This window comes from Lysinibacillus sp. NPDC097279 (assembly GCF_044761745.1).
Taxonomy (GTDB): Bacteria; Bacillota; Bacilli; order Bacillales_A; family Planococcaceae; genus Lysinibacillus.
Window position 1 is genome coordinate 305,584 of the sequence record NZ_JBIWDA010000001.1, and the last position, 23,638, is coordinate 329,221.

The 23,638-nt window shown below is 36.4% G+C and carries 18 protein-coding genes; 16 read left to right on the forward strand and 2 right to left on the reverse strand.

What is annotated here, in order from left to right; genetic code table 11:
* Nucleotides 1–307: 307 nt before the first annotated feature.
* Nucleotides 308–1,150, reverse strand: a complete 843-nt coding sequence (locus tag ACIQ1H_RS01425) for a DUF2785 domain-containing protein (protein WP_402885993.1) — start codon at nt 1,148–1,150, stop codon at nt 308–310.
* 267 nt (nt 1,151–1,417) lie between these two features.
* Nucleotides 1,418–1,882, reverse strand: coding sequence for a hypothetical protein (locus ACIQ1H_RS01430; RefSeq protein ID WP_402885995.1), 465 nt, complete (start codon nt 1,880–1,882; stop codon nt 1,418–1,420).
* Between the two features lie 197 nt (nt 1,883–2,079).
* Between ACIQ1H_RS01430 and ACIQ1H_RS01435 the strand changes: the two genes are divergently transcribed.
* From ACIQ1H_RS01435 to ACIQ1H_RS01510, 16 genes are all read left to right on the forward strand, one after another.
* Nucleotides 2,080–3,069, forward strand: a complete 990-nt coding sequence (locus tag ACIQ1H_RS01435) for a DUF3196 family protein (protein WP_402885997.1) — start codon at nt 2,080–2,082, stop codon at nt 3,067–3,069.
* Between the two features lie 269 nt (nt 3,070–3,338).
* Complete coding sequence (gene tig / locus ACIQ1H_RS01440) at nt 3,339–4,628, forward strand: trigger factor (protein WP_402885999.1); 1,290 nt, start codon at nt 3,339–3,341, stop codon at nt 4,626–4,628.
* 609 nt (nt 4,629–5,237) lie between these two features.
* Complete coding sequence (gene clpX / locus ACIQ1H_RS01445) at nt 5,238–6,509, forward strand: ATP-dependent protease ATP-binding subunit ClpX (RefSeq protein WP_172772230.1); 1,272 nt, start codon at nt 5,238–5,240, stop codon at nt 6,507–6,509.
* A gap of 230 nt (nt 6,510–6,739) precedes the next feature.
* Nucleotides 6,740–9,064 carry an endopeptidase La gene (gene lon / locus ACIQ1H_RS01450; protein ID WP_402886001.1) on the forward strand — a complete coding sequence of 775 codons (2,325 nt, stop codon included), beginning with the start codon at nt 6,740–6,742 and terminating at the stop codon, nt 9,062–9,064.
* A 4-nt stretch (nt 9,065–9,068) separates the two neighbouring features.
* Nucleotides 9,069–9,650 carry a ribosome biogenesis GTP-binding protein YihA/YsxC gene (yihA, locus tag ACIQ1H_RS01455; protein WP_402886003.1) on the forward strand — a complete coding sequence of 194 codons (582 nt, stop codon included), beginning with the start codon at nt 9,069–9,071 and terminating at the stop codon, nt 9,648–9,650.
* A 205-nt stretch (nt 9,651–9,855) separates the two neighbouring features.
* Nucleotides 9,856–10,029, forward strand: coding sequence for a YjfB family protein (locus tag ACIQ1H_RS01460; RefSeq protein ID WP_172772228.1), 174 nt, complete (start codon nt 9,856–9,858; stop codon nt 10,027–10,029).
* 163 nt (nt 10,030–10,192) lie between these two features.
* The gene (locus tag ACIQ1H_RS01465) at nt 10,193–11,848 is read left to right on the forward strand and encodes a hypothetical protein (protein ID WP_402886005.1); all 1,656 of its coding nucleotides are present in this window, start codon (nt 10,193–10,195) and stop codon (nt 11,846–11,848) included.
* An 80-nt stretch (nt 11,849–11,928) separates the two neighbouring features.
* Nucleotides 11,929–13,377: an S-layer homology domain-containing protein gene (locus ACIQ1H_RS01470; RefSeq protein ID WP_402886007.1), complete on the forward strand. Its 1,449-nt coding sequence runs from the start codon at nt 11,929–11,931 to the stop codon at nt 13,375–13,377.
* A 17-nt stretch (nt 13,378–13,394) separates the two neighbouring features.
* On the forward strand, nt 13,395–16,322 hold the full coding sequence (locus tag ACIQ1H_RS01475; RefSeq protein ID WP_402886009.1) for a VWA domain-containing protein: 2,928 nt from the start codon (nt 13,395–13,397) through the stop codon (nt 16,320–16,322).
* 353 nt (nt 16,323–16,675) lie between these two features.
* Nucleotides 16,676–18,040, forward strand: a complete 1,365-nt coding sequence (gene hemA, locus ACIQ1H_RS01480; protein WP_402886011.1) for a glutamyl-tRNA reductase — start codon at nt 16,676–16,678, stop codon at nt 18,038–18,040.
* A 222-nt stretch (nt 18,041–18,262) separates the two neighbouring features.
* Nucleotides 18,263–19,090 carry a cytochrome c biogenesis protein CcsA gene (ccsA, locus tag ACIQ1H_RS01485; RefSeq protein WP_172772224.1) on the forward strand — a complete coding sequence of 276 codons (828 nt, stop codon included), beginning with the start codon at nt 18,263–18,265 and terminating at the stop codon, nt 19,088–19,090.
* An 18-nt stretch (nt 19,091–19,108) separates the two neighbouring features.
* Complete coding sequence (gene hemC, locus ACIQ1H_RS01490) at nt 19,109–20,041, forward strand: hydroxymethylbilane synthase (RefSeq protein ID WP_402886014.1); 933 nt, start codon at nt 19,109–19,111, stop codon at nt 20,039–20,041.
* The gene (locus ACIQ1H_RS01495; RefSeq protein ID WP_402886016.1) at nt 20,031–20,792 is read left to right on the forward strand and encodes a uroporphyrinogen-III synthase; all 762 of its coding nucleotides are present in this window, start codon (nt 20,031–20,033) and stop codon (nt 20,790–20,792) included. Before hemC ends, ACIQ1H_RS01495 begins: the two co-directional genes overlap by 11 nt.
* Nucleotides 20,789–21,769 (forward strand): porphobilinogen synthase, encoded by a 981-nt coding sequence (hemB, locus tag ACIQ1H_RS01500; RefSeq protein ID WP_402886018.1) that lies wholly within the window; start codon nt 20,789–20,791, stop codon nt 21,767–21,769. Before ACIQ1H_RS01495 ends, hemB begins: the two co-directional genes overlap by 4 nt.
* Nucleotides 21,770–23,062, forward strand: a complete 1,293-nt coding sequence (gene hemL, locus ACIQ1H_RS01505) for a glutamate-1-semialdehyde 2,1-aminomutase (protein WP_402886020.1) — start codon at nt 21,770–21,772, stop codon at nt 23,060–23,062.
* Between the two features lie 119 nt (nt 23,063–23,181).
* Nucleotides 23,182–23,628 (forward strand): SRPBCC family protein, encoded by a 447-nt coding sequence (locus ACIQ1H_RS01510; RefSeq protein WP_402886022.1) that lies wholly within the window; start codon nt 23,182–23,184, stop codon nt 23,626–23,628.
* Nucleotides 23,629–23,638: the final 10 nt, after the last annotated feature.

Consider the following 23,638-nt stretch of genomic DNA (forward strand, 5'->3'; position numbering starts at 1 on the left):
TTTTTTGTGAAAAATTCTATTTCACATTTTAGACGATGATTTGTAATAAAATCCTTGACCTACCTCTGTTTTCAATTCTTTTTAGTTGCGTTTTTTTAAAAAAAGGAGTATATAAAAAGACAGTTTTTCAAAGAATAAAGGATAAATTTTCTATGTAAGGAATGATTAGAGAGGGGATATTGGAACAATGATAAAATTATGTTAACATAATTAAGCGCTTTCAAAATTTAACAGAAATTAGTATACCAATATTGATGTTCGTCTAAACAAAAGAACATCCAATGTGAATTGGATGTTCTTTCATTAGTTAAGAACCGAGCTTCAGCCACTTTGCTACCTGAATATAAAGTGTATTTTGAAGTTTAGGTGCTAGATTATTCATTTTTAAAGCGAAGTACAATGTTTTCATCGTATTTAAAGTGCAAGTACGGCCGCTAAAAAAGCTTTCGTTATAGCCTTGTGTTACTAAATGTATTTCGAATTTATCAAAAGTTTGCTCCACCCATTCCGTTAAGGCTTCTTCAGAATAGTCCCTTGCTAATAATGCTTCAATAATATTGACAAAGCGTTCTTCCTCATCGTTAACATAGACAACATCTTTCCAAGTTGCTAATTTCAGTGCATGTAAGATGGAAGGTGCATGTTGCAAGTCAAATTTAGGATGTTTAATTGTCATGGCGGCTAAATCAGCCCCATGTGCAATGCTATGTGCCCAACCTTTGCCTTCAACATGTCCTCTTGTATCCTTCTCAAGTAATAAATAACGACCAATTTTTTTAAAGAAAGTGTCCAAGCTTGCATCATTTAAAATAAGGAGCTCGCTATCTTTTGCAAGAATGCTAGCAACAAGTAACGCTGAAAAGGAGCGAGTAAATACACTATCTCCCGTTTGTTCCCCAATGTTTGCATATAAGAAATCGTCACCTGTTGCCGTATCGAACAAATATTGGAGTTGCTGTGAACTTAGTAAGTTATCACTAAGCAGGTCGATAAATGTTCGATATATCAAATGGTCACGTAGCTGCTCATCAATAGAACCGATATGTGTTAACATTTCCTTCAATAGCCAATCACCTTCTTTTTCAAAAAAAGCTTGTTTTTCAGTAGGTGTCATTGAAGAAAATGTTTTTAATGCTTCTTTTATATCCATGTTAGTTGCCTCCAATAATAAATCTATTTTTTCATTATACCTTCTTTACTAAAGAAATTTGTCAGAAGTGAATTTTTTAATGGTTACTTTGTTAATTGCAATACCGAAATCAATAGAAAGCTGATATGATAAAAGCGCAACGAATGAGGGAATGGTTTTTGATTCACAATAAAAAGACATACTTAATTAAGTATGCCTGAGACAAAATAGTTTATTTGTTAGTCAATTTTATAAGCATGTATTACATAAAAAATTTTGTTTAGCTTCCTATAATATAACAGCGGACTTTATGCCAAGTGGCCATTCGATATAGGAGTTTTGATTCGTTTTTAATTCAACGAGAATACTCGCATTTTTGATGGCATCTAAAAGCCACTCACTATAATAAAGTGTAGGGTTAGGATGTTGTAAAATGCGTTCCATATCTTTTGTATCAATATGAAGAAGCTTATAGTTGCATTCAATGTGAACACTTTGGGGAATAATATAAAGTGACTCTTGATGATGCCCAATTGAGATGGATCCAGGTATAGTTCCATGAATACTCGAAATATGGGTTGTTGCTTCTTTCGAAAACATATTAATTTTTGTTCGCGTGAAAAATTCGAAGTCAATTGAATAATCTTGTAACGGACCATGTGCTGTTGTAATTGATATAACTTTAATTGATAGTGCCTCGAAAGCAGGGGAGATGCGACTATCGAATTCAATGATTGTATCCATTAATGGCATGTATTACACTCCTTGTGAACAACTTGTTTTCGTCTAGCTAACAATGACTATCTGATTGCGGAATATTTTGATAATAATGTAAATTATGTTAGGTATTATTAATTATAATTCAATTCATTACAAAATATGAATATAAATTCAATTATTTTTGTTAAAAATAAACAATTTGGAAATAGTGAACTAAAGAGGTGAGAAAAATGTCAAAGCAAAAGCGCCATGTTATTAAACATGACAATATTGTTGTTTTTCCAGGCGCAACCCAAACGTTAATTCGTGAAGGACATATGTATGTGGAGAAATATCAATATGAAGAAGCGGTCGCATGTTTTGAAAAGGCGTTTTTATATGATAACGGAGATGAAAAAGCTTTAAGTGCCTATGCCTATGCATTATATGAGCTGAAGCTTTATGTGAAAGCTAAGGAAATATGTGAGCAATTGCTTGCTATGGGCACCTCTATGTATGTTGAAGTGATGGAACTATACATTACAATTTGCATGCAGTTAAAGGAATATCATCAAGTTGAGTCTATAATAAATACGTTGATAGAAGAAAAAGTACTGCCTGAAGCGCAGCTAGAAAAATTTGAACGCTTAAAAAGTATAAATAGTGAAGTCGCTAAAAAGCTTCAACAACGAGAAGATGTACAAGAGCTGATAGAAACACAAGAATATGATTTAGAAAAATTTATTGATCTGACACCAAGTGAACAGTCGTTGCGATTACATCGACTGATGGATACGAATGTAAGACAGTTGAAAAAGTCGTTAAAGGCTATTATCGAATGCTCGGATATTCATCCATTTGTGCAAAGTCTTGCGCTCATTTTGCTAGTAGAGCAAGAAGTTTCAATCGAAGTGGATGTTACTAAATTTGAGCAAACAAAAACTATTAATCCAATTGATTTAGCGTTACCGAATCAATTACAGCAATATGGTGAAATAAAAAAAATTATAGAATCGGAATTAGAACAAGACCCATCGACATTGGAAATGGTACAATATTTAATGGCAAAGCATGCAATCGTTACGTATCCATTTGAATGGCACCCGTTTGCAGCCGATGATATTGCTTATAGTTATATTGATTTTGTTAAAGTAATGCTCGGTAAGGTGCAGGAAATGGACTATGAAATCATCGACTTTTTACAAATGTTAGAAAAACTAACAGAACTCCATGAAGTATGAAATAAGTTGAAACTATGCGCATCTATGATATACTAAAATGGTTGTCAAAATCGTAGTTACGAATAAATTGTCTAACATTTAAACTTGATTCAACTGAAGTCCCTTATTTGACAAAGTGGGCGGATGAATGTCAAAGGTATATCCTAATCAGCAGAAATGCTAAGTCTTTGACACAAGTTGCGGATTTACAAAAATTATCGAGAAATCGAAATCCGGACACGATTACGTTATGCGTAATTGAAACTAGATTATTTTGGAGGTATTTATACATGTCAGCAAAATGGGAAAAACAAGAAGGAAATATCGGTACTCTTACAATTGAAGTACCAGCTACAGAAGTAGATGCAGCAATGGACCAAGCATTCAAAAAAGTTGTAAAACAAATTAACGTACCAGGTTTCCGTAAAGGTAAAATGCCTCGTAAAATGTTTGAACAACGTTTTGGAATCGAATCTTTATACCAAGATGCATTAGAAATCATTGTTCCAGATTCTTATTCTAAAGCAATCGATGAAGCTGGTATTATGCCAGTTGATTACCCAGAAATTTCTGGTACAGAAAACTTTGTGCATGGTCAAGACTTCTCATTCACAGCTCAAGTAACAGTGAAACCAGAACCAAAACTTGGCGACTACAAAGGCTTAGAAGTTACGAAACTTCCAGTTGAAGTAACAGATGAAGAAGTTGAAGCGCAAATCCAAGAACAATTAGCACGTAAAGCTGAACTTGAAATTAAAGAAGATGAAGCTATCGTAGAAGGCGACACAGCGGTAATTGACTTTGAAGGTTTCGTTGGGGAAGAAGCTTTCGAAGGCGGAAAAGGCGAAGACTACCCATTAGAAATCGGTTCAGGTTCATTCATTCCTGGATTTGAAGAGCAATTAGTAGGTGTAAAAGCTGGTGAAGAGAAAGACGTTGTTGTAACTTTCCCAGAAGAATATCACGCTGCTGAATTAGCTGGTAAAGAAGCTACTTTCAAAGTAACTGTGAAAGAAGTAAAAACAAAAGTTCTTCCTGAGCTAAACGATGAGTTTGCAAAAGAATTAGATCCAGAAGTAGAAGGCGTAGAAGCATTACGTGCAAAAATTAAAGAACAAACTGCTTCTCAAAAACAAGCAGAATCAGATGCTACACTTCGTGATGAATTAGTAGAAAAAGCTGCTGAAAATGCGGAATTCGAAGTACCAGCTGGCATGATTAATTCTGAAACAGATCGTATGCTACAAGAGTTTGGCCAACGCTTACAAACACAAGGTATGAACTTAGACCTTTACTACCAATTCTCTGGTCAATCAGAAGAAGATTTACGTGGTCAAATGAAAGAAGAAGCTGAAAGCCGTGTGCGTGTTTCATTAACTCTTGAAGCAATCGCTGATGCAGAAAAAATTGAAGCTTCTGAAGCTGATATTGACGCTGAATTAGAAAAAATGGCTGCTCAATTCAATATGACAAAAGAACAAATTACTGGCGCTCTAGGCGGTACTGCTGTTCTTGAAAATGACATTAAAATCCAAAAAACAGTTGAACTTTTAGTAGAAAACGCTAAAATTACTGAATAAGATTTTTTACGTAACTAGATAGAAAAATTAAGATGACAAGGTACGGCGCTAAACCGTGCCTTGTTTTATCACACATAGCTTTTTAGTTTAGGCTAAAGGGGCCCCAACCTCTCAAGGTCAAGGACGACAAAAAGTAAGTCTGATTTTTACTAACTGTTATACTTTTGGTGGCCACTTTAGTTAATTTACTTATACATAGTATTGTTGTTTAACTTTTTACACGATGCTAAATTTTAACTTCATTATAGTAGAGCCGATAAGTAGCAGTGACTATAGCGTCCCCATTATAATGGAGATAGAACGCACATAGGTTTTACGAGTGAGGGAACTAAACCTCGAAAGAATGAAGCTAAACAATCAATCAGTGGTCATGGGTTAGTCTGAATGGTCGCATCAACACGAATTATCTGCATAAAGGCAAGCAGACCGCGTTAATGTTTTAAGTATGAATGACTGGTAATTATTAGTTAGCTGTCCTCGTGCTTGAAGACTTTGAAAATACTTCAAAATCTAGACGCATTTGCGCCATGACGTAAATGTTGCAATCAATTTATTTGATAATGGTTCAATAATCTTGTAAGATTGTAGCTTGAATAGGGGTGAAACATATTGTTCAAATTTAATGATGAAAAAGGCAATTTAAAATGCTCATTCTGTGGTAAGCCACAAGAACAAGTACGTAAATTAGTTGCAGGTCCTGGTGTTTATATTTGTGATGAATGTATCGAACTTTGTTCAGAAATCGTTGTAGAAGAACTAGGTGTTGAGGAAGAAATTGACTTCCAAGATATTCCGAAACCGAAAGAAATTCAATCGATTTTAAATGAGTATGTAATTGGACAAGAGCGTGCTAAAAAAGCCTTAGCGGTTGCGGTTTACAATCACTACAAACGCATCAATACAAATAGTAAAATCGATGATGTGGAATTAGCAAAATCGAACATTGTGTTAATCGGCCCAACTGGTAGCGGTAAAACATTATTAGCTCAAACATTAGCACGTATACTAAACGTACCTTTCGCAATTGCAGATGCTACTTCTTTAACAGAAGCAGGTTATGTAGGTGAAGACGTTGAAAATATTTTATTAAAATTAATTCAATCAGCAGATTATGATATTGAACGTGCAGAAAAAGGGATTATCTATATTGATGAGATCGATAAAGTTGCACGTAAATCAGAAAATCCGTCGATAACACGTGATGTTTCTGGTGAAGGGGTCCAACAGGCATTACTAAAAATTTTAGAAGGCACTGTTGCAAGTGTACCTCCGCAAGGTGGACGTAAGCATCCGCATCAAGAATTTTTACAAATAGATACAACAAATATTTTATTTATCGTAGGCGGAGCATTTGATGGTATTGAATCCATCATTAAACGTCGTCAAGGTGAAAAAGTAATTGGTTTCGGTTCAGATCCTAATAAAGTAGAAGTGGACGAAGGTTCATTAATGGCGAAATTGATTCCTGAAGATCTGTTGAAATTTGGTTTAATTCCAGAATTCATCGGTCGATTACCAGTACTTGCAAGCCTAGAGCAATTAAATGAGGCAGCACTTGTACAAATTTTGACGGAACCAAAAAATGCGCTTGCGAAGCAATATCAAAAAATGCTTGAACTAGATGGTGTTGAGCTTGAGTTTGATGAAGGTGCCCTTTCTGAAATTGCAAAGGAAGCAATTGAACGTAAAACAGGTGCACGTGGTCTTCGTTCAATTATTGAGTCAACAATGCTTGATGTAATGTACGAATTACCTTCACGTGATGATGTGAAAAAATGTATCATTACTGCAAAAACAATTACGGAAAAAGAAAAACCGAAATTGCTTCTTGAAGATGGCACTGAACTCGATGAAGGTAGCGACACAAAAACTTCGGCATAATAAACAGACGTAGCGTCTATTGTTATGAGAAAAAGAGTAACTTAGCTGACTTCGATTGTGCAATGTTCGCACATATCGGGAGTCAGCTTTTTATTCATACATAAAGCTGACGACTGTAAATAGATGAAATTTTTGGCTCGTTTGAATAGATAGTGTGAATCAGTTTTTTAAACACATACTAGAAGCGCGGGATTGTGAACAAGAAAATTTTGACGGAGGTGAATACCCGCATGGTAACAATTCAAAAAACAACAAATGTACCATTATTGCCTTTACGTGGACTTTTAGTATACCCGTCGATGGTGTTACATATTGATGTGGGTAGAAATCGTTCTGTAGCGGCGCTAGAACAAGCGATGTTAGAGGACCAATTGATTTTATTGGTAACACAAAAAGAAATGCACGATGAACAGCCAGAAGAGCAAGATTTATATCAAGTTGGTACAATGGCTTATGTAAAGCAAATGCTAAAATTGCCAAATGGAACGCTACGTGTTTTAGTGGAAGGTGTGGCACGTGCAACATGGTCCAACTATCAAGCATTAGACAAATATACAGTTGTTGATATTGATGTTAAAGAGGAAAAAATCGATAAAGATGTGGAAACACAGGCCTTAATGCGTACATTGTTAACGTATTTTGAAAAATACGCGAAATCCTCCAACAAAATAACAACAGAAACAATTAATACAGTTGCAGACATTGAAGAGCCAAGCCGTCTTGCTGATATTATTGCCTCGCATTTACCAATTAAAATTGCGGATAAACAAGAAGTTTTAGAAATGCTAAATGTGAAGAAACGCTTAGATCATTTAATTATTCGCCTGCACGATGAGCAAGAGGTCCTGGATCTTGAAAAGAAAATTAATTCAAAAGTAAAGCAATCAATGGAGCGTACGCAAAAGGAATATTACTTGCGCGAACAAATGAAGGCTATTCAAACAGAGCTTGGAGATCGAGAAGGTAAAACAGGTGAAGTAGCTGAATTGCGTAAGCTTATAGATGAATCAGGTATGCCTGAATCTGCAAAAGAAGCTGCGCTAAAAGAACTTGATCGATATGAAAAACTCCCTAGCGCAAGTGCGGAAAGTGGAGTTATTCGAAACTATATCGATTGGTTAGTGTCTTTACCTTGGACGAAGGCAACGGAAGATCGAATGAATATTGCTCATGCTGAGGAAATTTTAAACAGAGATCATGCTGGATTAGAGAAAGTAAAGGAACGTGTGCTTGAATATTTAGCTGTACGTCAGTTGAAAAATTCATTACGTGGACCAATATTATGTTTAGCTGGCCCTCCTGGAGTAGGTAAAACATCGTTAGCACGTTCAGTAGCAGAAAGCTTAGATCGTAAATTTATTCGTATTTCTTTAGGTGGGGTGCGTGACGAATCTGAAATTCGAGGACATCGTCGCACATACGTAGGTGCAATGCCAGGACGTATTATTCAAGGAATGAAAAAAGCAGGTACGATTAATCCTGTATTTTTACTTGATGAAATCGATAAAATGTCAAATGATTTCCGAGGGGATCCTGCGGCTGCAATGTTAGAAGTGTTGGACCCTGCACAAAACAATACGTTTAGCGATCACTATATCGAAGAACCGTATGACTTATCAAACGTATTATTTATTGCTACAGCAAATGATTTAAGTACAATTCCTGGACCTTTATTAGATCGAATGGAAGTGATTTCGATTGCAGGTTATACAGAAATTGAAAAGGCGCAAATTACAAAAAATCATTTGATCCCAAAACAATTAAAAGAACATGGCTTGAAGAAAACACAAGTAGTTATTAAAGACGAGGCTGTAATGGACATTATTCGCTATTATACACGTGAAGCAGGTGTCCGAGGTCTAGAGCGTCAAATAGCAACACTTTGTCGTAAAATTGCTAAAATTATTGTTTCTGGCGAAAAGAAACGTGTAACAGTAAATTCAAAATCAGTTATCGAATATTTAGGGAAGCACCGTTTCCGCTATGGACAAGCGGAAGAGGAAAACCAGATAGGTGTAGCAACAGGACTAGCGTATACAACTGTTGGTGGTGACACATTACAAATTGAAGTTTCTTTAACTCCTGGGAAGGGCAAAATACAGTTAACAGGGAAACTTGGGGATGTTATGAAGGAATCCGCACAAACAGCGTTATCGTATGTCCGTACTAAAATAGAGGATCTCAATGTAGACTCCGAATATTTCGAAACACATGATATCCACATCCATGTACCTGAGGGAGCTGTACCAAAAGATGGTCCATCAGCAGGTATTACGATGGCGACAGCAATTGTTTCGGCTATTTTACATCGTCCGATTCGTCGTGAAGTAGGAATGACTGGTGAAATTACGTTACGCGGTCGTGTACTACCAATCGGTGGTTTGAAAGAAAAAACTTTAAGCGCACACAGAGCAGGTTTAACAACAATCATTTGTCCAAAAGATAATGAACGTGATATTGAAGATATTCCTGAAAGTGTACGCGAACAACTTACATTTAAACTAGTGTCATCTGCTGATGAAGTATTAGCAATCGCACTGGACGGAGGTTTTTAAGGAAATGAAAGTCCATAATGTCGAAATGGTCATAAGTGCAGTAAGACCGGACCAATACCCAGAAGATGGACTGCCAGAGTTTGCATTAGCAGGTCGCTCAAATGTTGGGAAGTCATCATTTATTAATCGTATGATTGGGCGTAAAGCGTTAGCACGTATTTCTTCTAAACCTGGGAAGACTCAAACGCTAAATTTTTACAAAATTGAAGAACAGCTGTTTTTCGTCGATGTTCCGGGATATGGTTATGCCAAAGTCTCAAAAACAGAACGTGAAGCATGGGGGAAAATGATTGAACGTTATATTACTGGCCGTGAAGAATTAAAAGCCGTCGTTCAAATTGTTGATTTACGTCATCCTCCAACAGCTGATGATTGTATGATGTATGACTTTTTAAAACATTACAGTATCCCATGTATTGTCATTGCAACAAAGGCAGATAAAATTCCAAAAGGTAAATGGGATAAGCACAAAAAAGTTGTCAAGGAAACATTAGAAATGGATAAAAATGATCCACTCATTGTGTTCTCTTCTGAAAAAGGTATCGGTTTTGAAGAAGCTTGGCAAACGATTGAAAATAAAATGTAATCAAAAAACATCTATTGCGTGTATGGAGCACAGTAGATGTTTTTTTATTGCGTAACATCGAGCTACATATATTTTTTGTGCGTTCTATATACAAAAAGAAGTAAAAAGCTTTTCTGCTGCTAGTCTGAAAGTTATGGATAAATATGAGGAAATTACTTGATGTATGGCAAGTTTAGCCGATAAATGTAATAGGAGGTGGACGAAAATGGATATCGCAGCTTTATCAATCGCAATGCATCAATCAAATCTTATGCAAAATGTATCTTTAGCTGTTACAAAACAAGCAATGGAAATGCAACAGCAAAATACTGAACAGCTAGTTGAGATGCTAGATGCTCCACATCCAACAGCTGGACATACAATTGACATCCAAGTATGATGATGGCAAGGTAGCTTGAAGTTGGAAGCTACCTCTATCTTTATGTCTAATGGTAGATTCGAAAAAATATTAAAACGCGTGAAAATGTAACTTTTTGAATAAGAAAAACTACCAATAATACGATATACTATTTATAAATAACAATTTTTTAAGGAGGCGGGAAATGTTGAAGAAGATTCCATACATATTGATTGTCCTGTTTGTAATGGCCCTTAGTTTGCCATCCCTACCGACTGTTCATGCCGCACAGTTAGTAACAGGAACCTTTGTCGATGTAACTTATTCAGAATATACGAATACAAACGGGGAAATAGAAAGGCAGCTTAGCAAAATAACACTAGAAAATGCTGATGGCCGACAAGTAACTTACAATATTAACAATAATGCCCGCCTGTACATTAATAACACTGAAACGACAATTGAAGGCTTTAAGATGGGTATGAAAGTAGAAGCTAAAATTAACCTTCGTAGTGTTATTGAGCTCCGAGGCACTTCCAATAGCACAGAGGAATCAACAACAGTTGTTCAAAGTCCAAGAATAATTGCTGGGGTAATCACAAGTATTGACCCAAAAGGGTTATTCGTAATGGTTAAACCAGATACTGGAAAAGAAACTACATATTATTTGAATAAGGATACTGCTTTTCAAAAGGGTTCTTCATCGGTAGATATTAGTGGGATGTATGTAGGTGATCGAGTTAAGCTTCACCTAAAAAATAAAAGTACATCGATTGTCACAAAAGTAGATATTAGTGAGACTGGAACATTAGTTGAAAATTTATACAAAGGTGAAATTCAAGCGGTTAATATTAATACGAACAAATTAACAGTAAAAAATCAAAATGCCTTTGTGAACTGGCAATTTGGCTCAGCATCAACGACTGCACTTTCAACGATGAATTTTTCAACAAAGGTACCAATTTATGTTGGCAATACGAAAATTGAAAAAGGGCAATTGAAAAATTATATTGGCAGTGAAGCATATTATGCGACGGTGAAGCAATTTGGTAAAGAAGTTATTGAAAAAATCGTCGTATTGAAAAACAATGAACGCACGTACTACGAGCCGATGATTGCAGTCGATACGGATTATCAATTATTAAAATTAAAATCAGCTGGCACTTTGTACTTCCATGATGGGTCAATTTTAATTCGAAATGGCCGCTTTATTCAACCTACAGGATTATTGGCATATGGAACAGCGTTCGTCATTACAGACGGTGCTGCTCGCGACCATTATGCACAAGTAGTGGATGTTACTAGTGATAGCTTTATGTCGCCAAATTTAGCGTCGCATGAATTATATTATGGTCGATTAGCACAAGCAGATGGTTATTTAATTGAAATTGATGATGCAATGAAAATTGAATCGAATGTGTTCAAAAAAACTGCAAGCACCGTGCTATCTGTTAGTAATACAACAAAAGCAATAGTAGACGATGGTAATAAAACGTACAGTGTAGTGCCAGATATTGAACTGTATTTATCGGAAGGCGATTATGGTTACTTCTATGTTAACAATGGGCATGTGCAGGCTCTTCACATGTTAGATAATGCAAAACCTGTTGCACCATTAATGCTAGTCGGTAAACTACAGTCAATAAAATCGACATATCCAGCAACTATTAATGTGAAAAGTGTGAGCCAATGGCAAAATGGCCGTTGGTATGAAGCTGGCCAAATGGTGGATATGAATATTGACCAAGCTACGCTGATTAAAGCAGGAAAAGTCATTCAACCATCTGATTTGAATCCTTCTGATCGTTTAGTCGTATTATCTGACCGATTTGTAAAAGCACATTTCATTTTAGTTGATTAATAAGATAGAAGCTATCTCTACAATATGAGATAGCTTCATCTGTGCATATGCATGGGAAGAAAGAGAGGGGAAAAGAACAGATGCGCAACCATTTATATAAAGTACTGTTAGCTATTGTAATGGTGTTCGTTTTGGGAACGAGTATTTTAGGGAATGCCTCCGCTGCATCAGTGGAAACAACGGGTGCTGTAAAAAATGAATATACATATGAAGAAGCAGTGTTCATTACAGGTACACCGATTATTTTTAAAGGTACAAGTAAAGATATTAAAATTACACAAAAAGAAACAAAAGGTAAATTAACAGAAACATATAATTTAAAATTAACTGCTAGCAATGGGGCAACATTAACAAGAAATATTGCCTATGAATCAGATGTTGTTAATTATGCGACGATCGGCCAAAAAACATCTAATGGGGTTGTTAAAAAATACTCTGAAAAGATTGTTGATGGAAAAATTACGTATACATTAGCAGACTACCAATTTTCACAAGGCACTATAACGGATAACCGTGCAGCTTCTGATTATTTCTCAGGGAATGTTATTTCAAGAAAAACATATACGTACCAAACTGGCTCTGGAAAGAATGCAAAAACTAATACAGTAACAATAGATATTGATAGTCGTCATGCAGGCTACGAAAATTTCTGGGGTGCGACTGAAACGCAAATTACAGAATCGATTTATACGTACAGTGATGGGACAACTAGTCATGTGAAAAATCGTTTATCAACAAGTAAATCGCGTGTCCTTAACTATGAAGAAAACCCAGGTAGTTTAGCTAGCTTTGATGGTGGATATGCAGTCGTAAGTGAAAAAGATGTCATTTCAGAATATACGTATGACTTAGCTTCTGGCAAAAAAGGCAAAGTTGATTTGGATACAGAATATACGCCAACAATCGAGCGCCTTATCATTCCGAAGTTCCGAGATTTATCTAATCATTATGCGAAGAGTGCTATCGAAAAACTATATTCTTTAGGAATCTATTCAGATACAAGTAATTTCTTTTCGCCTAACACACCAATGAAGCGAATTGACTTTACGATAGCAATTGGTAAAGCAGTAGACCTTCGTGTAATGGAAGAAAAGAATACGAAAAAACCATCTACAAGTGTCTTTAAAGATGTTAAACGTACTGTAAAAGATTATCCATATATTGAATCAGCAGTAAATAAAGGCATTATTAAAGGTGTGACACCAGAGTATTTCAAACCAGATAATGCGATTACACGTGCGCAAGCAGCTGCAATATTTGTACGTGCATTAGGGCTTGAAAATAAAGCGCCAGAGCCTGGGTATGTTACGGAATTTAAAGATGATGCACAAATTCCAGACTATTCAAGAGACGGTATCTATATCGTCAATGAACTTGGTCTAATGACAGGTGACCCTGTAACTGGTCGTTTTAATCCAAACCAACCATTGACGCGTGCACAAGCATCTGTTGTACTTGAACGCTTCTTAAACTATTTAGAAAATGACTTAAAACAAAACTATCGAGACGATATTTTATTCTTTAACTAAAGGAAGGACTGAAATGAATGAAGTATGCGAAAAAGGCATTGCTATTACTGGCCTGTTTTGTACTAGCCTTTATGACTTTAACACCATCAGTCACATTGGCAGCTACAACGATTCAAGATGTACCAACATCTAATAGTAAATACAAAGCTATTTCATGGGCTGTTGCTAATGATTTACTATCGTTAAACAGTGCAAATAACTTTTTACCAAACGAACAAGTAACTGAGCGAGAGCTAGTAACGATGTTTGCAAAGCTTGATAAAAACTATGCGCTATCTTATAACGAAAATGTTGCCTATAATTTTTATAGTGATTTTTATTTACCGTTTGACGGAACGCATGTAATGGGGAACCGCTCAAAAGCTATCACTCGTGGTCATTTTGCTCGCATCTATGCTGCATTTCAAGGCTTAGATTTGGATGAGCCGCAAGCCGTGCAATATTTATATACAAATGATATTTCAACAGGTAGTACAGGTAAAAAAACATTTGCTGATTTTAACCCTTCTACGAAACTATCACGTGGGGATGCAGCTGTGTTTTTATATCGCATTGTGGAAAATAATTCCTTTGCGGTACAAGGATTAAAACGATCTGCAGCAGGCCGTGATAATGATAAAATTACTTTGCCAGCAGGTTTTATGGGTTCTAATAGTGGCGAGTTTGAAGAGCCAAACGATAATGAAAATGATTTTACTGGTCCTGACTATGTTAACAATGCATTACAGAGTATTGAAGTTGAAAAACCAGATTTAATTGCGAATGGTGAGGATATGACGCCAATTACTGTATCCTTAAAGGCATGTAATGGAGATCCAATTGCTGATGATAAGTCCTACACATTCCGTGTGACTTCTTCTAACGGAGCGGATATTGTAAATGCAGCTGGGGAAGCTGTTCGGAATGTACAGTCGGACGGTTCAACAGTAACAGCATTTGTGAAAGCGAAAAAGCTAACGAAATCTGTACGTGATACGATTACTTTTGAGCTTATTAACAATACAGATCCTAGCATGAAATGTCTTGTTGGAGAAAAAATAAATGCACACGTTCGCTACTTACCACAGCCAGAATTGCGCATTGATTTTAAAGTGTATGACCCAACGAATACAGATGATAATGGAAGTGTCACACCACCATATGTACAATACGAAAAGCCACCAGAGTTTTTCACAGAAAATTTAATTGATGTATATGGTCCTGTACCGTTAAAACCAGATGCAGATGAAAAGAAATTTAGCATTGGGCAACAAACAAATGTTACAAATGCTCTTGGTCAAGTAGAAAATATATACTTACAATATGGTGGCTCAGATCCGAAGTATCCAGCTCTCGGATATGAAAATGCGATATTACAATTTGAAAACTACAATATTTCAGTGTATTTATTTGAGAAAATATTGAATGACCGTATAAATGACTCAGTAACGACGCCAGCTAAGACTGAGATTATGTACATGATCTCTGAGGATGGTCGTCCGATTTATCGCATCCAAGGAATCGATGATAATATTGCGTCTCAAGTTGAAAACATTAATCCTGTCGGTGCCATTATTCAATTAATGAGTCCAAAATATATGCCAGAAGAAAAGAATTTAACATTAGAGCATTATGATAGTGTTATGAAGATTTATGCGATTTTAACAAGTCTAAGTAATTATGAGCGTACAGTATTATTAAAATACCAAGGTGGTAAATTACTAGGCCAAGTAGAAGCGTATAAAAAACGTGTAGAGGCGCTAAAAGAAAGTGCGGACGCTGCTGCAAGACCAAATGGTAAGGACAGATATACACAAGTAATGGTGACACTAGTAAGTCCAGGTGGTGAAGTTATTACAGACTACCAAGGAACTGTAAAAATCAAATTTGATGGTGTTGAGAAAACAGCTTCTTTTGTCACGAATACTTCGGATTATTTAAATAATACAGGTGGTCCTGGAACTGCGGTCGCTTATTTTGACTCAATTATTTATGGGAAATCTAAAATAGAAGCGACACTTGTAAACAAAATCGATCCACGTTATGCCACAATATTGAAGTCTATTACGGATAAAACGATTACGAAAGAAATTTTTACAAATCCTTACTTTAGTAAAAATGCTTGTTCATTAGCAACTGAGGTTGCTTATGTAGTCGATTACTCATCTTCTATGAAACGTATTGATCAGACGAATTATCGTGGTAAAAAAATGATGGAACTGATAAATCAAATACAAGCTAAAAATAATATTGTCATTGAAACAAATACAAGTGCAAATTTATTAGGTGAGGGTAGCACCGAAAATGTCTTAAAGAAAGATTTATATCGTACGTCTACTGATAAAGGTGCAACAGATATCTTTACAGGTATAGAGTTGGCGCTTTCTAAATTCTCGAACGATACAAAAACTTCTAAATCGATTGTTGTTGTGTCAGATGGTAAAACAAGTAAAACGAAAATGACAAAAGTAATCAATGAAGCGAAAAAGAAAGGCATTAAAATTTACACTGTAAGTATGGGCAAGAAAAATCAAATTAATGAAGCAACGCTTACTCAAATAGCTGAGGAAACAGGTGGTATTTACTATCATGCTATTGATAATTATCAATTCCATCAAGTTGCTCAAAAAATAATTGATTCGATTTTATGTAAAACTTCGCCTTCAAGCTGTATTAATCCTGAAGACTTATTTGAAGAAGCGCAGGTAACATTACGAAAAGGTTATATTACGATGAATGCAAGAATTGATGGGAATTGTTCAAATGTTGCCAAAGTCGTTGTGCGTTATTCTTCTGTCAGCGGAGATGTTCAATTTGAACTTACAAAACGCAGTGATAGTGTGTTTATGTTGACTAAAAATGTGCAAACTATGTATGACTTTAAAGTGAATGGTGACATCGAATTTTTAGCATATGATAAAGATGGTAATGCGATTTCGCAGCAAACTGTGAAAATTTCAAATTAACTAATATTGCTCTTCTATAGAGCTATCTTAGACTGTAGATGCACTCAATATAATTGAGTCATCTGCAGTCTCTTTAAATTGGGTTTTATAGGAGAGCTCAAATAGTTGTTTCTATAAAAACCTCCAAAATAGTATGTGTCTTTCTTATTTTCGACACAAGATGCTACTGCATCCTATTGAGTCCAGTTTTTAAATTTGATACATGCAGTATAATTTGTTAAACTTAGTTTATAATAATTCTAATGTAAGAAATGAATTGTAGTTCTTCATGACATGTTCACAAATTATAGATGAACTATTGTCGAACTATGCTATAATGAAATTTGTGAATTAGAACGTGTGAGGTGTTATTCATGCATACCATCGTAGTAGGCTTGAATTATAAATCAGCGCCAGTTGAAATTCGTGAAAAGCTATCTTTCATAGAGAGTGAGCTACCACAAGCAATGGAAGCGCTGCAAAAACAAAAAAGTATATTGGAAAACGTAATAGTTTCAACTTGTAATCGGACAGAAATATATGCAGTAGTAGATCAATTGCATACTGGCCGACACTTTGTTAAGCAATTTTTAGCAGATTGGTTTAACTTGCCTGTGGAGACTTTTTCTTCTTATTTAACAATTCGAGAAGAAGATGAGGCATTAGAGCATTTGTTTAAAGTAACAGCTGGAATTGATTCAATGGTGCTAGGTGAAACTCAAATTTTAGGACAAGTGAAGAAAAGCTTCTTAAATGGACAAGAGATTGGGACGACAGGTACGGTCTACAATCAGTTATTTAAACAAGCAGTCACATTTGCGAAGCGAGCACATAGTGAAACAGCTATCGGAGAGAATGCGGTATCTGTATCGTATGCAGCAGTAGAATTAGCAAAGAAAATTTTTGGATCTTTACAGCGCAAGCATGTTGCTATTTTAGGCGCAGGTAAAATGGGTGAACTTGCCATTGAGAATTTATATGGCAATGGTGTAGGAAAAGTAACGGTTATTAATCGTACGTTTGAAAAAGCGGAGACTTTAGCAGCTAAATTCCAGGGTGAAGCAAAATCAATGAGGGAATTACAATGCTCGTTACTAGAGGCGGACATTTTAATTACGTCTACAGGTGCAACCGATTTTGTAATTGATTATGAATTAATGCAACTTGTTGAACGTTTACGTAAAGGTAAACCATTATTTATGGTAGATATTGCGGTACCACGTGATATTGATCCACGTGTTGGAGACTTACCGAACGTTTTCTTATATGATATCGATGATTTACAAGGTATTGTAGAGGCAAACTTAGCAGAGCGTGAACGTGCAGCAGCTGAAATTACACAAATGATTAGTAAAGAAGTTGTCCAATTTAAAGATTGGTTTGCAACTCTAGGAGTTGTACCAGTTATCTCGGCTTTACGTAAAAAAGCAAACCAAATTCAAGAAGAAACAATGATCAGTATTGAAAATAAAATGCCAGAGTTAACGGAACGTGAACGTAAGATTTTAAGCAAGCATACAAAATCAATTATTAATCAATTGTTAAAAGAGCCAATCTTACAAGCTAAAGAAATGGCAAATTCATCAAAAGCAAATGAACAGTTACGTTTATTCCAACAAATTTTCGGCATAGAAGATGCTGTGGAAGTAGAAGTAGATATGATGAGCAAGCAAGAGCTTGAGCGTAAAGAACGTTTACAGTCATCGCAAACACCTACCGAACCAAAGTATTCTTTCTAGTAATGTCTAGACATTCGAGCTCCACAATCGCTTGAGGTTCACGATGTGAGTCATGTAGGCACTAGTGCGAATTGCGTGCTTTTGCTGACGTGTGCGAACTTGAAATTACATGAGGCGTTTTCGTATCTGTATGGTAAACTAAAGATACGAAAACGTCTTTTTTAGGCTGGGATACTGTTTATAGTAACTTTAGCACTTTTTGATATAAAGAAGGGATGTCCATTGGCTGATTTGACAATGACAAGGCTCTATGAAGTAATGATCGTCTTGTACGCGATCAGTCTAGTGTTTTACTTTACTGATTATTTTTATAAGCAAGTGCGAGCAAGGCGAATTGCTTTTTGGCTTGTATCATTTGTATGGGTAATTCAAAGTGCCATTATTATTTTGACGTTTGTAGAAACAAAGAGATTCCCGATATTATCCTTGTATGAGGGGATTCTTTTCTATTCATGGTTACTTGTAACACTGTCGATTATTCTCCATTGTATAGCGAGAGTCGATTTACCAGTATTTATTATCAATATATTAGGATTTGTTTTTGCTAGTATATTTACATTTATGCCGAAGAGACCGACTGGTGCAGTAGGAGATACTTTAATTTCGGAAATGCTCTTCATCCATATATCATTTGCGATTTTATCGTACGCTGCTTTTACATTAACTTTTGTTTTTGCGATATTATATTTAATTCTATATCGTTTATTAAAAAAGAAAAAGTGGTCACAGTTGTGGACACGTTTGCCGTCTTTACAGCAAACGAGTAATTGGATGAACATTTCATTTTTTATTGGTATTCCAATGCTTTTTATAAGTTTAGTTTTAGGGTTTGAATGGGCATTATTAAGATTAGAGAGTTTATCTATCTTTGATGCGAAGATAATAGGGTCCTTTATCATTTTAGTATTATATTGCTGTATTTTATATGTGAATCGGAAAAGTAAGCTGACAGGTACTAATTATGCATGGGTGCAAATTTATGCTTATTTATTGGTTGTCGTTAACTTCTTTTTAGGAAGTAGCTTATCTCGATTCCATTTATGGTATTAGAAGAAAGGTTGGAGACAGTTGAGAAAAATTATTGTAGGTTCTAGAAGAAGTAAATTAGCATTAACGCAAACAAATTGGTTCATCAATGAGCTAAAGGCAGCAGGTGCGCCGTTTGAATTTGAAGTAAAAGAAATTGTCACAAAGGGCGATAAAATTTTAGACGTTCAACTTTCAAAAGTTGGCGGTAAAGGGCTGTTTGTAAAAGAAATTGAACAGGCACTTTTCGATAAGGAAATTGATTTTGCTGTTCATTCAATGAAAGACATGCCTGCGGTACTACCTGAAGGTTTAGTCATTGGTTGTATTCCACCACGTGAAGATGCGCGTGATGCATTTATTTCTAAAGGTCATGTGAAGTTTGCAGATCTTCCTGCAGGAGCGGTAGTTGGGACAAGTTCTCTTCGACGTAGTGCTCAACTCTTAACGATGCGTCCAGATATTGAAATAAAATGGATTCGTGGCAATGTAGATACACGTTTAGCAAAGCTTGAAACAGAAGAGTATGATGCGATTATTTTAGCTGCTGCAGGGTTAAAACGCCTAGGCTGGAGCGAGGATGTCGTAACAGAATTTTTATCAGTAGAAGATTGCCTGCCAGCTGTAGCACAAGGTTCTTTAGGTATTGAATGCCGTAAAGATGATGCGGAATTATTAGCTGAACTAGCAAAAATAACTGACAATGCAACATGGCATGAGGCACATGCAGAACGTGCCTTCTTAGCAGCTATGGACGGCGGTTGCCAAGTACCTATCGCAGGGTATGCAAAGCTTAATGGGGAAGAAATTACACTTACAGGTTTAGTTGCTGCACCAGATGCTTCTGTCGTTTATAAAGAGACTGTAATGGGTAGCGATGCTGAAACAATCGGCAAAGAGCTTGCTGAGATGTTAACGAAGCAAGGTGCCTATGATCTAATTCAACGTGTGAAGGCAGAGCAAGATGCAAAATAGTTTACCTTTACAGGGTAAAACAATCGTTTTAACAGGAACATCTAAAACAGCAACTGTTGTAGAAGATATTTCCTCTTTAGGTGGTCAGGCAGTTTTTGCCCCATTGATAGAAACTTGCGAAATGATCGATTCAAATGATGGCGTGCATTTAGAATGTGCGCGTCAATTTAACTGGCTCATCTTTACGAGTCAAAATGCAGTAGATGCTTTTGCTAAGAAAATGGATCGCAGCCAATTACGAGCAAGTCATTTTCAAGGGAAAATTGCATCTATTGGAACTAAAACTACTGAGGCATTAGAAAAGTTAGGTTTTCAAGTTAGCTTTATGCCTTCAGTATTTAGTGCTGATGTATTTGTAAAAGAGTTTCCTATTATTGCAGGAAGCAATCCAACGTGTTTATTTATTCGTGGGGAAAAAGCGAAGAAAACGTTAAAGGAAGGTTTGCCTTTTAAACTCAATGAATGGACTGTTTATGAAACGATTGAGCGCCACGACCAGAAACAAGTAATTATTGATTGCATTCAGGAGCATGCTGATGTCACAGTAATATTTGCAAGTCCTTCAGCTGTGGACGTGTATGCAATGGATGTAGCATCAATCGTTGGTTGGGATACGGTACGTGTGGCAGCAATTGGTCATATTACAGAAGCAGCTATTTTAAACCACGGTGCTACTGTAGACATTAAGCCGAGTGTTTATACAATGACAGCAGTCATCGAGGAATTAACGAAAGTAGAGGAAAGAAAATGACAAATTTACAATTTCAAAGACATCGTCGTTTACGAGCAAATGCAACGATTCGATCTATGGTAAAAGAAACTTACTTACACAAAGAGGACTTAATTTATCCGATTTTCGTTATTGAAGGCGAAAATATTAAAAATGAAGTTCAGTCTATGCCAGGTGTTTTTCAATTTTCATTAGATAACCTAGGTGCTGAAGTTGATGAAGTGGTTGCTTTAGGTATACCTGCTGTTATTTTATTTGGTTTACCAGCGGAAAAGGATGCGGTTGGTACAGGTGCATTCCATGATCATGGTATTGTACAAGAAGCTACTCGCCTAATCAAAGAACGTTATCCTGATCTTTTAGTTATTGCCGATACATGCCTTTGTGAATTCACAGACCATGGTCATTGTGGTTTAATTGAGGGCGATCAAATTTTAAATGACGCTTCTCTGGATGTTTTAGCACGCACTGCTGTATCACAAGCACAAGCAGGGGCAGATATTATTGCACCATCAAATATGATGGATGGCTTTGTTGCTGCAATACGTACTGGTCTTGACGAAGCTGGATTTGAAAATATACCAATTATGTCCTATGCCGTAAAATATGCATCTAGCTACTATGGTCCATTCCGTGATGCGGCTGATGGAGCACCACAATTTGGTGATCGTAAATCATATCAAATGGATCCTTCAAATCGTATGGAAGCATTCCGTGAGGCGGAATCTGATATTGAAGAAGGTGCAGATTTCTTAATCGTGAAACCAGCTCTTAGCTATTTAGATATTATTCGAGATATGAAAAATAACTATACATTACCGATTGTTGCCTATAACGTATCTGGTGAATATGCAATGATTAAAGCTGCGGCAATAAATGGCTGGATTGAAGAGAAAAAAGTCGTGTTGGAGACATTGCTAGGTATGAAGCGAGCAGGTTCTGATCTAATTATCACATATCATGCTAAAGATGTAGCACGTTGGTTGGAGGAGAAATAAATGGCGCGTTCTTACGAAAAATCAAAACAAGCATATGCAGAAGCTGTTAACTTAATGCCAGGTGGGGTTAGTAGCCCCGTCCGTGCATTTAAATCAGTGAATATGGACCCGATTTTTATGGAATCTGGTCACGGTGCAATTATTAAAGACATTGATGGAAATGAATATATCGACTACGTATTATCATGGGGACCTTTAATTTTAGGGCATACTCATCCAGAAGTTGTAAAAGCTATCGCTGAAACTGCAGCCAAGGGCTCTTCTTTTGGCGCACCTAGTTATACAGAAAACCGATTGGCTAAACTAGTGTTGGAACGTCTGCCAGGTATGGAGATGATTCGCTTTGTATCATCTGGAACAGAGGCAACGATGTCCGCATTACGTGTAGCACGTGGTGTAACAGGACGCGATAAAATTTTGAAATTTGAAGGATCATATCACGGTCATGGGGATTCATTACTTATTAAAGCTGGTTCAGGTGTCGCAACATTAGGCTTACCTGATAGCCCAGGCGTACCTGCAGATATTGCGCGTAATACATTAACAGTTGCCTATAATGATTTACAGGGTGCACAACAAGTATTCGAAAAATTTGGTACGGAGCTCGCAGCAGTTATCGTTGAACCAGTGGCGGGGAATATGGGGGTTGTACCACCACAACCAGGATTCCTCGAAGGTTTACGCGAACTAACAACTGAACATGGTGCTTTGTTAATCTTTGATGAAGTCATGACAGGCTTCCGTGTTGACTACGGCTGTGCACAAGGCTATTTTGGTGTGACACCAGATATGACAACGCTAGGAAAAGTAATTGGCGGCGGTCTTCCTGTAGGCGCGTTTGCTGGTAAAAAAGAAATTATGGAGCAAGTAGCACCAGCTGGTCCGATTTATCAAGCTGGCACACTATCTGGTAACCCGTTAGCAATGACAGCAGGTTATGAAACTTTATCACGTCTTGATGCCAACTCCTATGAGTATTTTAAAAAATTAGGAGATCAATTAGAAGAAGGTTTCCGAGCAGCTGCTACAAAATACAATATTCCACATACTGTCAATCGTGCAGGCTCTATGATTGGTTTCTTCTTTACGAATGAAGAGGTAATAGATTTTGCTACTGCGAAAAGTTCGGATTTACAATTATTTGCTGAATATTTCCGCTTAATGGCAGAGGAAGGTATTTTCTTACCACCTTCACAATTTGAAGGATTATTTATTTCTACTGCACATACTGAGGAGCATATTGCAAAAACTGTCGCTGCCTTCCATAAAGTGTTTGAACAATTAGCAAAATAATGTAAAGCCATCCATTTAGGGTGGCTTTTTTTTGTTAAAATTAAAACTTTCAGCATAGCCAAATTGTGGGCGTTTTAGTTTATAATATTACTATTCATAATAGAAAGTAGTGAATTAAAATGGCAACAGGCACACATACAGTAGAAGTACCCGTAGGAATCGAACATGTTTGGGAATTCGTTAGCGATATGGAAAAATGGGCAAAACTTGTCCCAGGCTATAATGCACATACGATGATAGATGATAAGCAGTCTACATGGACATTTAAAGGTAATGTTGGCGTACTGAAAAAAACAGTTGAAGTAGAAATTACAATTTTAGAGTGGACAGCACCATCAAAAGTAACGTTCAATTTAAAAGGTTTATCGGATAATTTCACAGGAAACGGATATTTCCTTGCTGAAAGCATTGATGCAGACAATACAAAAATGACAGGCTTTTTAGAAGTTACAGCAGGTGGCTTAGCTGGACCTGTATTAAACCCTATCTTTAAGCCAATCGTTCCAAAAGCTACTCAAGTATTAACGGATCGCGTAGCTAATAAAATTAAAATGGTTAACGTATAATTATAAAAAG